This window comes from Bradyrhizobium sp. URHC0002 (genome assembly GCF_054059515.1).
In genome coordinates this window covers 5,477,027-5,491,842 of record NZ_JBSSCF010000001.1, presented here as the reverse complement: position 1 = coordinate 5,491,842, position 14,816 = coordinate 5,477,027, and the positions used below count along the sequence as shown (strand labels likewise).

Annotated in this window: 11 protein-coding genes; 4 read left to right on the top strand and 7 right to left on the bottom strand. The window is 63.1% G+C overall.

Annotated elements, in window-relative coordinates; all coding sequences use genetic code 11:
* Nucleotides 1–48 precede the first annotated feature (48 nt).
* Entirely contained in the window at nt 49–378 is a 330-nt protein-coding gene (gene erpA, locus ACVWVY_RS26730) for an iron-sulfur cluster insertion protein ErpA (protein WP_456629168.1), read from the top strand.
* A gap of 961 nt (nt 379–1,339) precedes the next feature.
* Here erpA and ACVWVY_RS26725 read toward each other — a convergent pair.
* Both ACVWVY_RS26725 and ACVWVY_RS26720 read right to left on the bottom strand, forming a co-directional pair.
* Nucleotides 1,340–1,975 carry a response regulator transcription factor gene (locus ACVWVY_RS26725; protein WP_456629167.1) on the bottom strand — a complete coding sequence of 212 codons (636 nt, stop codon included), beginning with the start codon at nt 1,973–1,975 and terminating at the stop codon, nt 1,340–1,342.
* Between the two features lie 474 nt (nt 1,976–2,449).
* Nucleotides 2,450–3,355, bottom strand: coding sequence for a LysR family transcriptional regulator (locus ACVWVY_RS26720; RefSeq protein WP_456629166.1), 906 nt, complete (start codon nt 3,353–3,355; stop codon nt 2,450–2,452).
* Between the two features lie 222 nt (nt 3,356–3,577).
* On the opposite strand from ACVWVY_RS26720, the gene ACVWVY_RS26715 reads away from it, so the two are divergent.
* Together ACVWVY_RS26715 and ACVWVY_RS26710 are read left to right on the top strand one after the other, a co-directional pair.
* A complete protein-coding gene (locus tag ACVWVY_RS26715; protein WP_456629165.1) occupies nt 3,578–4,651 on the top strand; it encodes a tartrate dehydrogenase in 1,074 nt (357 codons plus the stop codon).
* Between the two features lie 89 nt (nt 4,652–4,740).
* Complete coding sequence (locus tag ACVWVY_RS26710; protein ID WP_456629164.1) at nt 4,741–5,709, top strand: tripartite tricarboxylate transporter substrate-binding protein; 969 nt, start codon at nt 4,741–4,743, stop codon at nt 5,707–5,709.
* 6 nt (nt 5,710–5,715) lie between these two features.
* Here the strand turns inward: ACVWVY_RS26710 and ACVWVY_RS26705 are convergent, their stop codons facing one another.
* The 3 genes from ACVWVY_RS26705 to ACVWVY_RS26695 are packed head-to-tail and all read right to left on the bottom strand — an operon-like array spanning nt 5,716 to nt 10,841.
* The gene (locus ACVWVY_RS26705; RefSeq protein WP_456629163.1) at nt 5,716–6,582 is read right to left on the bottom strand and encodes an amidohydrolase family protein; all 867 of its coding nucleotides are present in this window, start codon (nt 6,580–6,582) and stop codon (nt 5,716–5,718) included.
* Entirely contained in the window at nt 6,579–9,707 is a 3,129-nt protein-coding gene (locus ACVWVY_RS26700) for an efflux RND transporter permease subunit (protein ID WP_456629162.1), read from the bottom strand. Before ACVWVY_RS26700 ends, ACVWVY_RS26705 begins: the two co-directional genes overlap by 4 nt.
* Nucleotides 9,708–9,710: 3 nt before the next feature.
* Nucleotides 9,711–10,841 carry an efflux RND transporter periplasmic adaptor subunit gene (locus tag ACVWVY_RS26695; RefSeq protein WP_456629161.1) on the bottom strand — a complete coding sequence of 377 codons (1,131 nt, stop codon included), beginning with the start codon at nt 10,839–10,841 and terminating at the stop codon, nt 9,711–9,713.
* A gap of 154 nt (nt 10,842–10,995) precedes the next feature.
* On the opposite strand from ACVWVY_RS26695, the gene xth reads away from it, so the two are divergent.
* Nucleotides 10,996–11,787, top strand: coding sequence for an exodeoxyribonuclease III (gene xth / locus ACVWVY_RS26690; RefSeq protein ID WP_456629160.1), 792 nt, complete (start codon nt 10,996–10,998; stop codon nt 11,785–11,787).
* Between the two features lie 300 nt (nt 11,788–12,087).
* On the opposite strand, the gene ACVWVY_RS26685 is transcribed toward xth, so the two are convergent.
* Together ACVWVY_RS26685 and ilvD are read right to left on the bottom strand one after the other, a co-directional pair.
* Entirely contained in the window at nt 12,088–12,945 is an 858-nt protein-coding gene (locus tag ACVWVY_RS26685) for a tetratricopeptide repeat protein (protein ID WP_456629159.1), read from the bottom strand.
* On the bottom strand, nt 12,932–14,656 hold the full coding sequence (ilvD, locus tag ACVWVY_RS26680; RefSeq protein WP_456629158.1) for a dihydroxy-acid dehydratase: 1,725 nt from the start codon (nt 14,654–14,656) through the stop codon (nt 12,932–12,934). Before ilvD ends, ACVWVY_RS26685 begins: the two co-directional genes overlap by 14 nt.
* Between the last annotated feature and the right edge of the window lie 160 nt (nt 14,657–14,816).

The window sequence follows — 14,816 nt, the reverse complement described above, 5'->3', positions numbered from 1 at the left end:
GACGCCCGATACCAAATGAATTGGGTATGACGGGCCGGAGAGCATGCCATGACCACTGCCATCACCGTCAGCGAGCGGGCCGCCCGCCGCATCGGCGAAATCCTCAAGACCGAAGGCGACGGCGCGATGCTGCGCATCTCCGTCGAGGGCGGCGGCTGCTCCGGCTTCCAGTACAAATTCGACGTCGACCATGCCAAGGCCGAGGATGACTTGGTGATCGCGCGCGAGGACGCGGTGGTGCTGGTCGATCCGGCCTCGGTGCCGTTCCTCGCCGGCTCCGAAGTCGATTTCGTCGACGATCTGATCGGCGCGTCGTTCCGCGTGGTCAATCCGAACGCGACCGCGTCGTGTGGTTGCGGGACCAGTTTTTCGATCTGAGAAGCCAGCGCGGCTTTCTGCGGCCTCATGGTTCGATCGGCGATGCAAGCATCGTCCGAGTACGCGCGGCGTTGCCGCGCTCCTCACTATGAGGGTCTGAGACCTCATCTTGAGGAAGCGCGCAAGCGCCGTCTCGAAGGATGCAGGCCCCCGCTCTCTCCACGTCATTGCGAGCGCAGCGAAGCAATCCACGCCTCGGCGCGGGGATAGATGGATTGCTTCGCTGCGCTCGCAATGCCGGCTGATGGTGTCTGTAAACATGAATTCGCGATCTCGCGGCGCTGATCGCCCGAGGTTTGCATCTTCTTTTGCCCCCCCCCAAAAAATCAGAGGGCGCAGGGAAGACCGGGTGCACGCTGCACCCGCGGTCTCGCGTGCCAAATGCGCAAACAAAAACGCACACGAGCATACAGGTTCAGCGGAAACACTCCGGCCTTCCCTGCGCAATGGCTTTACGGCTTACTTCGTGCTCTCCCCGGTGAACGGCTTTCTTGCCACCGTCGCTCCACGAGCTGACCCGTGAAACTTAGCGCCAGCACCGCGACGCCAGAACCACACGACTTCACCGTACGCTTCAGCCAGCCTCGTCAGTCATGGCTTCCGCGTCCATCGCATCTCACCGTACGTTCGTGACGATGGCCAACGCCCCTCATCTGCCGTGAGACGCGCGGAGTTATGCAGGTGATTTGCCTTACGCGTGAAGCGGAATATTTTTGCCTGGCAGACTGGACGGCCCAAATCACCTTGATTGGCTTGAGAAAATCGGCGTTTTGGCGCAACGACCGAAGCGGAGATATTGGGCCTGGCTCAATCGCCCCGACCAGGGAAAGTGCGGCAATGGCGGCTCACAACCTACGCCTCGCGGGCATAGCGTGGCAGATCGGCCTTCAGCATTTTACAGGACGTCATCGCCGCGTCGGATCGCGTGTATCGCGGGTGACGGCGGCCGCCGGCGTGTCGCCTAGTCGTCTCGGGGCGCGTTCTCCGGGCCTAATACATCAAGCCGCTCGGCAATACTGACGAGTTGAGGTACCGTTTGAACCTCCATTTTGACCATGATTATTTGCCGATGAGCCTTGATCGTTCGCTCGGTGCAGCCAAGTTCGCGCGCGGCATGCTTGTTCGTCTTACCTCGCACGACCATTTCAAAGACCTGCCGCTGGCGCGGCGTCAGGGTCGATAGCCGAGCCCGTAGCGCTCCCAGTTCGCTGTTTAGCGCGCGCTCTGTGTCGTGCCGCGCCATCGCCTTTTCAATTGCTCGCAGTAAGTCCTGCGGACTTACCGGCTTGATCAGGAAGTTATCTGCTCCCGCCTTGATTGCCCTCGCCGTGGTACTGATGTCCTGGTAACCCGTCAGAAAGATGATAGGCAGGGTTGAGCCGAGTTCAGTCAAGCGGCGCTGCAGCTCAGGCCCGCTCAAGCCGGGCAATCGGACATCCAGAAGAATGCAACCCCCGGCATTTTCGTCTGGCCGCTGATCCAGCAATTGCTCAGCTGATCGATAAGTGATGACCCCGTAGCCGGCGATTTCCAGCAGTCGCTGAATGGCGGTTCGGAACGATGTGTCGTCATCCACGACATGGACGATGCCGGGCATGCTTCTCCTATGACGAAAAGTAGCGCTGTGCTTGCTTTTCTTGCTTATTGTTGCAGCGCCTTCTCGCCCGGCCATTGCCAGTCGCGTCGCTCTTGGAGGGCAACTATCGATTTGGGATTGGAAGGGCAAATTAAATTCAACTTAGCTGGCTACGCCGAAAGTCGAGGTGTGCCCTTTTGATTGCAAATGCCTCGCAAGTGCTGGTCGAAGTGCTGAACTGGATCAGGCGCGTTCGTTGAAAATTAAATTTGTGTAAGGAGGGCTGCGTTGCTGCTGAGCCAAGGGGATGCCGGCGCGGCTGTAAGAAGCATGCGTGCTCGCCGTTCGTCGGTCTCTAACAAGTGTTGTGGTGCCGATGACTGCGTGAAAGCGCGCCCACCATCAAGCAGCGTAATCGAGGATGGAGGGTGGGCACGTCGCTAACGCTCCTTTGCCCACCTACGGATCTCATCCGAGCTACGCTTCTCACAACGTCTACGCCTCGCGCGCGTAGCGCGGCAAATCGGATTTCAGCATTTCGAGGACGTCATCGCGCACGGGATCGCGCGTGCCGCGGGTGAAGGCCGCAGCGAGCGGCAGCTTGTTCATGTCCGTCGCCGCAAGGCGGATGAAGCGGACGCCGCGCGGGGCCATTCGCGAGGTCCAGCGCGGGACGATGGCGACGCCGAGCCCTGCGGAGACCAGGTTGACGATGGTCTGCTTTTCATCGGCAATCTGGGCGACGCGCGCCTCACGGCCGGCCTCGGCGAACAGTTTCATGGTGAGATCGTGGCTGTGCGGACGTGAGCGGCGTTCGGGGACGATCAACGGCTGGTTTTCGAGATCGGCGACGGTCACGCGCTTCCGCGACGCCAGCGGATGACGGTCGGCCACCGCGACGACCGCGGTCTCATGCAGCAGGAAGAGAAATTCCAACCGCTTGTCGGGCCGCTCCGGCGGACGCACGAAGGCAAGGTCGAGCCGGCCGGACAACAGGCGCGGCAGCAGGCGCACGGTCTTGTCCTCGACCAGTTGCACGGTGACGTCGGGCCGAAGCTGACGGAAATCGTGCAAGAGCCGCGGCAGCAGCCCTGCGGCGGCGCTGTCGATGGCGCCGACACGAATGACCGCAGTCCGCTTCCGGCCGCGCGTGCGAAACCGGCCGGCCAGCGCATCGGCTTGCGTCAATAGCGTCCGCGCTTCCTTCAGCAGCACGGCGCCGTCGTCCGTCAGCGCGACGCTGCGCGTCGTGCGCGTCATCAGCCGCGTGCCGAGATCGTCTTCGAGCAGCCGGATGAAGCGGCCAAGCGCCGACGGCAGCATGTCGAGCCGCTGCGCCGCCCTGCCAAAATGCAATTCCTCGGCCGCCGCCACGAAGCAGCGCAGTTGATGAAGATCCATCAGCCCTCCCGCGGAGATTATATCAATTTTTTGTATAAACGCGAGGCAATTGCCTCGCCGCGGCAGCAGTCGCAGACTTGAAAGCAAGGCAAGCAAACGCCCCCGTCATTGCGAGCGCAGCGAAGCAATCCATGCCTCGGCTTGCGGCTCTCTGGATTGCTTCGCTGCGCTCGCAGTGACGTGGATAGGCCACGGGCCCAAGCCGTTCCCAAGGAGATTTCGATGCGTGAATATTCAATCGCGGCAATTCCCGCCGACGGGATCGGTCCCGAGGTCATCGCCGCCGGCGTTCAGGCGCTCGAAAGCCTGCAGAAGCGCCTGGGCGACGTGAAATTCAATGTCGAGACCTTCGATTGGGGTTCGGCCTACTATCGCAAGCACGGCGTGATGATGCCGGCCGACGGCCTCGCCACGCTGAAGAAATTCGATGCGATCTATTTCGGCGCGGTCGGCGCACCCGATGTTCCCGACCACATCACGCTGTGGGGCCTGCGCCTGCCGATCTGCCAGGGCTTTGACCAATACGCCAACGTCCGGCCAACCCGGATCCTGCCCGGCATCACCTCACCGTTGCGGAATGTCGGTCCCGGCGACCTCGACTGGGTGATCGTGCGCGAAAACTCCGAGGGCGAATATGCCGGCTGCGGCGGAAGGGTGCATCGCGGGCTGCCGGAGGAAGTCGGCACGGAGGTCGCCGTCTTCACCCGCGTCGGCGTCCAGCGCATCATGCGCTACGCGTTCAAGCTGGCGCAGTCGCGGCCGCGAAAATTCCTCACCGTGGTAACAAAATCGAACGCGCAGCGACATGGCATGGTGATGTGGGACGAGATCGCCGACGAGGTTTCAAAGGAATTCCCTGACGTCACCTGGGACAAGATGCTGGTCGATGCGATGACGGTGCGGATGACGCTGAAGCCGCAGAGCCTCGATACCATCGTGGCGACCAACCTCCATGCCGATATCCTGTCCGACCTCGCCGGCGCGTTGGCGGGCAGCCTTGGCGTGGCCCCAACCGCCAACATCGATCCCGAGCGGCGCTTTCCTTCGATGTTCGAGCCGATCCATGGCTCGGCGTTCGACATCACCGGCAAGGGCATCGCCAACCCGGTGGCCAGCTTCTGGACGGCATCGCAGATGCTCGATCATCTCGGCGAGGCCGAGGCCTCGGCGCGGCTGATGCGCGCCGTGGAAAAGGTCACGGGCGCCGGCATCACGACGCCCGATGTCGGCGGCACCGCGACGACGAAGGATGTCACCGAGGCCGTCGTGGAGGCGATCCATAGCTCCAACGTGTGACGGCCGGTCGCCAGCCGCGACGGATCGATCGCGAGGCAAAAAGGTCCGCGAGACAAATCAGAAAAAGAATTTGGGAGGCGCAAATGCACATGAAGAAGACAGCCGCGATCGCGCTCGCATTCGCCATGGTCGGCTCCGCGGCCCTGGCGCAAAACTATCCGAACCGGCCCATTACGCTGCTGGTCCCGTTCGCCGCCGGCGGCGCGACCGACACGGTGGCGCGGGTGACCGCGCAATCGATGTCGAAACTGCTGGGTCAGCCGATCGTCATCGAAAACGCAACGGGCGCCGGCGGCACGATCGCAGCCACGCGGGCCTCCCGCGCGGAGCCTGACGGCTACACGCTGATGATCCACCATATCGGCATTTCCACGGCGGCCACGCTGTACCGCAAGCTCGCCTACGACACCAAGACCGCGTTCGCGCCTGTTGGACTCGTCACCAATGCGCCGATGACGATCATCGGCCGCCCCGATCTACCGCCGAACACGCTGGCCGAGCTGGTGACGTACATCAGGGCCAATGGCGACAAGATGACCTTTGGCAATGCCGGCCTCGGGGCCGCATCGCATCTCTGCGGCATGCTGTTCATGACCGCCGTCGGCAAGGAAATCCTCGCCGTGCCCTACAAAGGCAATGCGCCCGTCATGAACGATCTGATCGCCAAGCAGATCGACCTATCCTGCGACCAGACCACCAACACGACGGCGCCGATCGCATCGAAGCTGGTCAAAGCCTACGCCATCACGACGAAGACCCGTCTCGCCTCCATGCCGGATCTTCCAGCCGCCGATGAAGCCGGACTGAAGGGGTTTGAAGTCGGTGCCTGGCACGGCATCTATGCGCCGAAGGGTACGCCTGACGTGATCATTCAGAAACTGTCCAAAACGCTGCAGGAAGCGTTGCGCGACCCGGACCTCGTAAAACGGTTCAACGACATCAACACCGAACCGGTCCCGCAGGATCAGGCCACGCCAGAAGCGTTGAAGGCGCAATTGATCAGCGAGGTCGATCGCTGGGCACCGCTGATCCGCGCGGCCGGCCAGTTCGCGGATTGACGCCTCTCAGCGCTCGCTGCCAAACAGTGCGCGCGCATTGCCATGGGCAATCTGCGCCGCGGTCTTTGGTGGCAACTGCGCGAGCCACGCCCGATACCCGGCCATGATGTCGCCGTAGCCCTGCCAGCGCTCGTTGATCCAGGTGTCGGAGCCGAGCAGGAAGCGATCGGGATAGCGCTCGAACAGCGCGCGCCATTCCGCCGTCAGTTTTCCGCTGCCGTCGACGATGCCGCCGCGGTAGGACAATTCGCCCCACAGCTTTGGATATTTTGACAGCATTTCCGCAACGCGGTCGGTCGAAAGCCCGAAGCCGGTATGGGCCCAGATGATGCGGGAACGCGGGTTGTGCCGCATCAGGATTTCGACGGCGATATCATCGGCGTGGGCATGCAGATAGAGGTCGTGCTGAGCCGCGAAGTCGACGGTCTTCTTGACCCACTCGCCTTCGGCGGCCTTGCCCGAGATGTGAAACTCGCCGATGCCGCGGTAATAGCCGCGTTTGAATTCGTCCCTTACGAGGTCGAAGATGAAGGGATCGCCGAACCAGGTCTGGATGTCCGCGCGCACGCGATAGGGCCGGATGAAGGGTACGATCTGCAGCCCGGCGGGCTTCGCGTCCATCAGCGCATGCGTGCCGGTGTTCGGACGGCTGGTGGCGAGGATGCCGGTGACGCGGTGCTTTTTGAACAGCGCCAGCACCTCGTCGACGCCGTAATAGGGCTTTGGCTCCCAATTGTAGTGCATATGGGCGTCGAAGATTTCGATCGGCTCGTCGGCGCGAGCCGGGCCGCTCGGCGTGGCGACAAAGGCGAGCGCAATCAGAATGGCTACGTTGCGGCCCGCCGAGCGTATCGCCCGCCCGAACGCCATCATTCGGCGGCGACCACGTGCGGCCGCTCGCCCTCGCCCGTTTCTTCCAGCTGAGGTTCGAGCTTGCGCTTCAAGCGCCGGTCGATGCGGTCGAGATAGATGTAGATCACAGGCGTGATGTACAGCGTCAGCAATTGCGACAGGCAGAGGCCGCCGACCACAGCAATGCCGAGCGGCTGGCGCAGTTCGGCGCCGGCGCCCGCGCCGAGCGCAATCGGCAGCGTGCCGAAGATCGCGGCAAACGTCGTCATCATGATCGGGCGGAAACGCAGCAGCGCCGCTTCCCGGATCGCGTGCTCGGCGCTCAAGCCGACGCGGCGGCGCTCCAGCGCGAAGTCCACCATCATGATGGCGTTCTTCTTGACGATGCCGACCAGCATCACGATGCCGATCATCGCAATGACCGACAACTCCATCCCGAACAGCATCAGCGTCAAAATCGCGCCGATGCCGGCCGACGGCAGGCCCGAGATGATGGTGATCGGGTGGATGAAGCTCTCGTAGAGAATGCCGAGGATGACGAAGGCGGCGAAAACAGCAGCGAGGATCAGCACGCCCTGCCCGCGCAGCGAATCCTGGAACACCTGCGCGGTGCCCGAGAAGCCGGTGGCGATGGTCGCCGGCAGGTTCGAGTTCTGCTCGAGCTCGGTGATCTTGTCGACCGCATAGCCCAGCGAAACGCCGGGCGCGAGGTTGAAGGAGATCGTCACCGCGGGCTGCTGGCCCTGGTGGTTGATCTGCAACGGACCGACGGTCGGAACCAGTTTTGCCACCGCCGACAGCGGGATGGTCACGTTGTTCTGGGTCTTCATATAGAGCTTGGAGAGATCGGACGGGTCGACCTTGAACTGCGGCTGCACTTCCAGAATGATCTGGTAGTCGTTCGACGGCATGTAGATGGTGCCGACCTGGCGCGCGCCATAGGCGTTGTAGAGCTGGTTGCGGACCTGATCGACGGTGATGCCGTAGACCGCGGCCTTCTCGCGGTCGATGTCGACCGTCATCTGCGGGTTCTTGAGGTAGAGGTCGGTGGTGACGTCGAGCAGGCCCGGCAGCTTCTCGATCTTGTCGCGCATCTCAGGTGCAAGGCGATACAGCGACTCGGTGTCGCCGCTCTGCATCACATATTGGTACTGGCTCTTCGATACTCTGCCGCCAATGTTCAGGTTCTGGATCGGCTGGAAGAACGCCTGCATGCCGGGGATCTGGCGGGCCTTGGCCCGCAGCCGCCCGATGATCGCGTTGATATTGTCGCGTTCCTTCTTTGGCTTCAGCGCCATGAACAGGCGGCCGTAATTGGCGGTCGGGTTAGGTCCGCCGGAGCCGACGGTGGAGTTGATGTATTCGATCGCCGGATCGGCCTGCAGTATCGCGACCAGCGCCTGCTGCCGCTCCTTCATCGCCTCGAAGGAGGTGTCGGTGGCGGCTTCGGTGACGCCGATCAGGAAGCCGGTGTCCTCCTGCGGGAAGAAGCCCTTCGGCACGATCATATAGAGGTAGACGGTGCCGCCGAGGGTGGCGAGCGTCACCACGAGCATCAGCGCCTTGCGCGCCAGCACCCAGTCGAGCGTCCATTCATAGGCGCGCAGCCAGGATTCGAACATCGCTTCGAAGACGCGCAGCACGACATTCGGCTTTTTCGTCGTATCATGCGCCCGCAGCACGCGCGCGCACAGCATCGGCGTCAGCGTCAGCGACACGAACCCGGACACGATGATCGCGACCGATATCGTGACCGCGAATTCGCGGAACACGCGGCCGACGATGCCGCCCATCAGCAGCACCGGAATGAACACCGCGATCAGCGAAAACGTGATCGAGATGATGGTGAAGCCGATCTCGCGCGCGCCTTTCAGCGCGGCCTCGAACGGCCGCATGCCGTGCTCGATATGGCGGACGATGTTTTCCAGCATCACGATGGCGTCGTCGACCACGAAGCCGACCGAGAGCGTCAGCGCCAGCAGCGTCATGTTGTTGATGGAATAATCGAGCGCGTACATCACCGCGCAGGTGCCCAGCAACGAGATCGGAACCGCCAGCGCCGGAATGAAGGTCGCCGAAGCCGAGCGCAGGAACAGGAAGATTACCAGGATGACCAGCCCGACCGCGATCAGCAGGGTCTCCTCGACGTCGGCCACCGCCTGACGGATCGAGACCGAGCGGTCCATCATCACCTGCATCGTGACCGAAGGCGGAATCTGCGCACGCAGCGCCGGCAGCTTCGCCAGCACCGAATCGACCACCGCCACGGTGTTGGCGTCCGGTTGCTTCTGGATCGCGAGCACGACCGCCCGCTCGCCGTTCAGCCAGGTCGCGATCTTGTCGTTCTCGACGCTGTCATAGATTTTCGCGACCTCGTCGAGCTTGACCGGCGAGCCGTTGCGCCAGGCCACCACGATCTTGCTGTAGTCGGCCGCCTTGTCCATCTGGCCGGAGGCCTGCAGGGCGACGTCCTGCTTCGGCCCGTTCAATGTGCCGACCGGCGTCGACGAATTGGCGCGCGACACCGCGGTCCTGATGTCCTCGAGCGACAGTCCGCGGGCGGCCGCCGCTTCCGGATCGGCCTGGACGCGGATGGCGAATTTCTGCGTGCCGTAGATCAGCACCTGCGCCACGCCGGGAATTTGCGACAGCGTCTGCCCGATGGTGATGTCGCCATACTCGTTGACCGCCGACAACGGCAGCGTGGCCGAACCGAGCGACACGAACAGCACCGGGAAGTCGGCCGGATTCACCTTGCGGAAACTCGGCGGGATCGTCATTTCGATCGGTAACCGCCGCTGCGCGATGGTCAACGCCGTCTGCACGTCGAGCGCTGCGGCGTCGATGTTGCGGTTGAGATCGAACTGGATGGTGATGACGCTGGTGCCCTGCGAGGAACTCGACGACATCGAGGAAATGCCGGCGATGGTCGAGAGCTGGCGTTCAATGATGCCGGCGACCGAGGCCGCCATGGTGTCCGCGCTGGCGCCCGGCAGCGTCGCGGTGACGGCAATGGTCGGGAAGTCGACCCGCGGCAGCGCCGAGACCGGCAGCAGGCGGAAACCGAAGATTCCGAACGCGATGATCGACGCCGTGATCAGCGTCGTCATGACCGGCCGGCGGATGCAGAGTTCGGAGAGCGTCATCGGTTACGCTCCGGCCTTTTTGGCCCGGGCCTCGACCCGCGTTCCATCTGACAACAGCAATTGTCCGTCGACAACGACGCTTTCGTCGCCGGCGAGCCCCTCCAAGATCACCGACATGCCCTGCGCGGTGCGGTCGACCTTGACCGGCTGGACCTTAGCGGCTCCGTCCTTGACCACGAAGACGAAATTGCCGTTCTGGCTGCGCTGCACAGCGACCGTCGGCACCACAACCGAATCCTCGACCCGGATGACGAGCTTGGTCGCCACCAGCGTCCCCGGCCACAACGTCTCGTTCTCGTTGTTCATGATGCCGCGCACGGTGACCATGCCCGTGGTCTGATCGACGGTGTTTTCGACCATTGCGACCTTGCCAGTCTCGGAGCGCTGATGGCCCGGGATGGTGGCGGTGACGCCGGAGACGCCCTTGGCCATCGCCTCGCGCAGATCGACCAGCACGCGCTGCGGCACCGCGAAAGATACGTAGACCGGCGCCATCTGGTTGATGACGGCAAGCGCGGTGGTATCGGCGGGCCGCACGAAATTGCCGACCTTCACATTGGCGGCGCTGATGCGTCCCGAGAACGGCGCGCGGATCGTGGTGTAGCTTTTCTGGACCTTGAGATTGTCGAGCGCGGCCTGATCGGCCTTGATGGTGCCGATGAGGATGTCGGACTGCGTCCTGGCGTTATCGACGTTGACCTGCGTGGTGGCACCCTTGCCGACCAGGTCGTTGTAGCGGCGGAGGTCGCGCTGCGCGCCCTCGAGCTGGGCCTGGTCCTTGGCGAGCACGCCCTCGGCTTGTTCGATCTGGGCGTCGATCTGGCGGCTGTCCAGCGTAAACAGCAGATCGCCTTCGTTGACCTTGGCGCCGTCCTCGAAATGCACCGCCAGAATGGTGGTCTCCAGCCGCGACTTCAGCGCGACGCTGGAGATAGGCGTCACCATTCCGATCGCATCGACATCGACGGGCATGGATTTGCGCTCCGCCTTGGCCAGCTCGACGGAAACCATCCGCGGCCGCTGCGGACCCTGGGCGTTGCTGCTTCCGCCCATCCACGATGAGCGGGTAACGAAACCGGCCGCGGCAAGGATGGCGACGGCACCAACAAAAAGTATCAGGCTACGTTTTTTCATAATTTTTCACGCCGGCCAGTCCTAAAGGACGGGACGGCCTTCTCCAGCCCCTTGACGGCGATGTTTGCGCCTTATTTCTAAACGGTTATCACAGCCTTGCTGCACATGGTATGCCACTGCCAGAAAATGTGTAGTTACAATCCCGAGCCTTTTCATGCGCATTGCAACCTGGAACGTCAATTCGATCCGGCAGCGGCTCGACCATCTCCTGACCTGGCTCAGGGAGTGCTCGCCGGACGTCGTCTGCCTGCAGGAAATCAAATGCGTCGACGAGGCATTCCCGCGGCTGGAGATCGAGGCGCTCGGCTACAACGTCGTCACCCACGGCCAGAAGACCTTCAATGGCGTGGCCTTGCTGTCGAAACTGCCGTTCGACGAGACCAAATCGGGCCTGGCCGGCGACGACGAGGACGCCCATGCCAGATTCCTCGAGGGCGTGGTGACGCTCAAGACCGGGGTAATACGGATCGCCTGCCTCTACCTGCCCAACGGCAACCCGCCGGATACCGACAAATATCCCTATAAACTCAAATGGATGTCCCGACTTCTTGAATACTCGAAGGAGCGGCTTAAGGCGGAAGAGCCGCTGGTGCTCGCAGGCGACTTCAACGTCATTCCGGCAGCCGCCGACGTCTACAACCCCACGGCCTGGGCGAACGACGCCCTGTTCCGCCCAGAGACCCGCGAGGCCTTCCAGTCGCTGCTTGGCCTCGGGCTGACGGACGCGCTGCGCGCAGTGACCGACGAGCCAAACCTCTACACGTTCTGGGACTATCAGGCGGGCGCCTGGCAGAAGAACTGGGGCATCCGGATCGACCACCTCCTGCTGTCGCCACAGGCCAGCGACCGCCTGACCAATGTCGGCGTCGACAGCTATGTCCGCGCCTGGGAGAAGCCGTCCGACCACGTGCCGGTGTGGGCGGATTTCGACCTGGAGACGGCTTGAGAGCCACCGGAACGGCAACGGCAGCGATTCGGGATGCTACGCCCGATGATGCCGGCGCAGCCTGCCATGTCCTGACGACGGAGTGCCGACAGGCAAGTTCGGCACGAACGCCGGCTATCCGATGTCAAAGCTGATTGTCGCTTCGCGGCAGTCTGTAGGGTGGGCAAAGCGACTTGTCCGCCGTAGCTCAACGAGCGAAAGCGGAAGCGTGCCCACCATTGACGCCAACGAATTCGGAGAGATGGTGGGCACGCTGCGCTTTGCCCACCCTAAGGCAGCTTCACCGATCGGCTATCGCCGTCAGTCCTTCTTGCCCTGCACCCAGTGCTCGAGCATCTGCAACGCCATGGCGCGGTCCTCGTCGGAGGCCTTGGTGAAAGCGCGGTTGTAGCTTTCGCGGATCCAGGACTCGTCGGGGGCGGCGTTGTCGCGCGCCAGCGTCAGCCACATCAGGCCGCGCGCTGCCTGCCGCGGCAGCCGGTCGCCGGCGAACAGCATCTGGCCGAGCATGGCCTGGGCCTGATGCTGGCCCTTCTGGGCGGCCAGACCAAGCCAGCGCGCGCCGTAGCGGAAATCGTCCCGCGAGGCGTCCGGGGTCTTCAGGTAAAGCCGCGCCAGATCATATTGCGCGTCGGCGTTGCCGAAATAGGACGCGGCATAGGAGAACATCTCCCGGGCGCGATCGCTGTCGGGCTTGATCTTGGAATTCGGGATGCCGTTGAGGTAGTAGCGTCCCAGCGCCACGAAGGCGTTCGCGACGATCGTCGCCTGCGGCGCCGACGGGCTGTCCTCGGCATGCGCGTTGGCGATGCGGCTGAAATACTCGAAGGCGCGCAGGTCGTCCTGAATGACGCCATCGCCATCGGCATACATCCGGCCGAGCTTCCACTGCGCGACGGGATGGCCGCCCTCGGCGGCGTATTGCAGCGAATTCAGGGATGGCGCGGCAACCGCAGTCGCTGCCGGCGCCGCTGTCGAGCCTGCGGAAGGGACCTTCTTCAGGGCTTGGGCGGTGACCGCTTGCGCGGCGTCCGGCTGGCTGCCCCTGGGCAGCGTGGCGTCCGGCTTCACCGGCGCGCCATCAAATGCAAAGCCGGGAGCCGCCAATGGCGTGGCCCCTAGCATCAACGCAAGAATGATACGCCTAGATGTCCGCATAACACTGTTTCTCGTGCGCACCGCCAGGATGGGTCACAGCCCCATCCACCGCCGGCCCAACCTGTTGGGCATATTTCCACAGCGCACCCGACGTGTGGTTAGTCTGTCGAGGCACCCATTTGGTTTTACGTTCGGCGAGTTCGGCGTCGGTCAATTTTACGTTAAGGATTCCGACCTCGGCGTCGATCTCGATAATGTCACCATTCTGCAACAGGGCGATCGGACCGCCCACGGCCGCCTCCGGCCCGACATGGCCGATGCAGAACCCGCGGGTGGCGCCAGAGAATCGGCCGTCGGTGATCAAGGCGACCTTGCCGCCCATCCCCTGCCCGGTCAGCGCCGCTGTGGTCGAGAGCATCTCCCGCATGCCGGGACCGCCACGGGGCCCCTCGTAGCGGATCACGATGACCTCGCCCTCTTTGTAGGTCTTCTTCTGGACGGACTCGAAGGCGTCCTCTTCGCGATCAAAGCAGCGCGCCGGACCAGTAAATTTCAGCTTCGACATGCCCGCGACCTTCACGATCGCACCCTCCGGCGCGAGATTACCCTTCAGGCCAACCACGCCGCCCGTGACGGTGATCGGCTTGTCGGCTGACCGCACTACATCCTGGTGCGGATTCCATTTCACGCTCTTGAGGTTTTCGGCGATCGTACGGCCCGTGACGGTGAGGCAATCTCCGTGCAGGTGGCCATTGTCGAGCAGCGTCTTCATCAGAAGCGGTATGCCACCAACCTCGAACATGTCTTTGGCAACATAACGGCCCCCTGGCTTCAAATCCGCGACATATGGTGTCTTTTTGAAGATTTCGGCGACGTCGAATAAGTCAAACTTAATGCCGCACTCATGCGCGATGGCCGGCAGGTGCAGCGCAGCATTGGTCGACCCGCCGGAGGCGGCAACGACCGCGGCGGCGTTTTCCAGCGAGCGGCGGGTGACAATGTCGCGCGGCCGGATATTGGCTGCGATCAGCTCCATGACTTTCTCGCCGGCGGCGGAGCAAAACGCGTCGCGGATTTCATACGGCGCCGGCGCCCCCGCCGAATACGGCAGCGCCAGGCCGATCGCCTCGGATACTGTCGCCATGGTGTTGGCGGTGAATTGTGCACCGCACGCCCCTGCCGAGGGGCAGGCCACCCGCTCGATTTCATCGAGGTCATCGTCCGACATTTCGCCGACGGAATGCTTGCCGACGGCCTCGAACATGTCCTGCACCGTGACCTGCTGGCCACGGAAATTGCCCGGCAGAATCGAGCCGCCATAGATGAAGATCGAGGGCACGTTGAGCCGGACCATCGCCATCATCATGCCCGGCAGCGACTTGTCGCAGCCGGCAAGCCCGACCAGGGCGTCGTAGGCATGGCCGCGGACGGTCAGTTCGACCGAGTCGGCGATGCATTCGCGGGACGGCAGCGACGAGCGCATTCCGTCATGGCCCATGGCGATGCCGTCGGTCACGGTGATGGTGCAGAATTCGCGCGGGGTGCCGCCGGCGGCGGCGACGCCTTTCTTGACCGCCTGCGCCTGGCGCATCAGCGAGATATTGCAGGGCGCGGCCTCGTTCCAGCAGGACGCGACGCCGACGAACGGCTGGTGGATCTGCTGGGTGGTCAGCCCCATCGCGTAGAGATAGGACCGATGGGGGGCGCGCTCCGGCCCCTCCGTCACGTGACGGCTCGGCAATCTCTTTTTGATGTCGGTCTTAACGTCCATCCGCGGAACCTGTTTCCCCAGCCATCTCCTTGTTGGTCTCGGGAGCAATTTCCCGTCGCCTTGCTGGTGCTGTGGTCAACCAGCCAATGAAAGAAATGGTTTCATGGAGGGGTGTGGCTAAAAAGCGGCGCGAGCAAGGGCGGGCGGGGCGATTAACCAA

Coding starts and splice junctions, on each gene's coding strand:
- erpA (WP_456629168.1), top strand. CDS start 49: ATGACCACTGCCATCACCGTCAGCGAGCGGGCCGCCCGCCGCATCGGC.
- ACVWVY_RS26725 (WP_456629167.1), bottom strand. CDS start 1,975: ATGCCCGGCATCGTCCATGTCGTGGATGACGACACATCGTTCCGAACC.
- ACVWVY_RS26720 (WP_456629166.1), bottom strand. CDS start 3,355: ATGGATCTTCATCAACTGCGCTGCTTCGTGGCGGCGGCCGAGGAATTG.
- ACVWVY_RS26715 (WP_456629165.1), top strand. CDS start 3,578: ATGCGTGAATATTCAATCGCGGCAATTCCCGCCGACGGGATCGGTCCC.
- ACVWVY_RS26710 (WP_456629164.1), top strand. CDS start 4,741: ATGAAGAAGACAGCCGCGATCGCGCTCGCATTCGCCATGGTCGGCTCC.
- ACVWVY_RS26705 (WP_456629163.1), bottom strand. CDS start 6,582: ATGATGGCGTTCGGGCGGGCGATACGCTCGGCGGGCCGCAACGTAGCC.
- ACVWVY_RS26700 (WP_456629162.1), bottom strand. CDS start 9,707: ATGACGCTCTCCGAACTCTGCATCCGCCGGCCGGTCATGACGACGCTG.
- ACVWVY_RS26695 (WP_456629161.1), bottom strand. CDS start 10,841: ATGAAAAAACGTAGCCTGATACTTTTTGTTGGTGCCGTCGCCATCCTT.
- xth (WP_456629160.1), top strand. CDS start 10,996: ATGCGCATTGCAACCTGGAACGTCAATTCGATCCGGCAGCGGCTCGAC.
- ACVWVY_RS26685 (WP_456629159.1), bottom strand. CDS start 12,945: ATGCGGACATCTAGGCGTATCATTCTTGCGTTGATGCTAGGGGCCACG.
- ilvD (WP_456629158.1), bottom strand. CDS start 14,656: ATGGACGTTAAGACCGACATCAAAAAGAGATTGCCGAGCCGTCACGTG.